Source organism: Pseudomonas sp. yb_5, from assembly GCF_043103865.1.
GTDB lineage: Bacteria > Pseudomonadota > Gammaproteobacteria > Pseudomonadales > Pseudomonadaceae > Aquipseudomonas > Aquipseudomonas putida_Y.
Map to the genome: position 1 here is coordinate 1 of NZ_JBICKE010000069.1, position 458 is coordinate 458.

Consider the following 458-nt stretch of genomic DNA (forward strand, 5'->3'; position numbering starts at 1 on the left):
GAACAGGTGAAGACATCATTTGTCATTCGCCAGCAGGCCAAGCATCCACGCTTGATCCAGGAAGGTGAGTGGCAAGCACCGATGCCCGTCGCCACAGGCACTGTGCGCGAGCAATCCATCGAAGTAAAAGGCGGGCACCGCTGGCGACGTGTCGAGTTAACGCTTCATTCACCAAACGACTCAGGTGATAACAGCTTGATGTTCTGGAGCAACCTGCCCGAGAGCATCAGTGCGCAACAGATCGCAGACTTCTATCGGCGCCGCTGGAGTATTGAAGGGATGTTCCAGCGGTTGGAAGCAATTCTGGAAAGTGAAATTGAAACCCTCGGCAGTCCGCGAGCCGCCTTGCTTGGATTCACCACTGCCGTGCTGGCATACAACGTTCTGGCCTTGCTCAAGCGAAGTGTTGAACAGGCTCACCGCGATGCCTTGCCCGAGAATTGGGAAGCCTCGATCTA

Annotated in this window: 1 protein-coding gene; it reads left to right on the forward strand. The window is 55.5% G+C overall.

Annotated features, from left to right (window positions below; genetic code table 11):
• The coding region (locus ACF8GF_RS10090; protein WP_392488087.1) for a transposase at positions 1–458 on the forward strand (458 nt) is incomplete at both ends.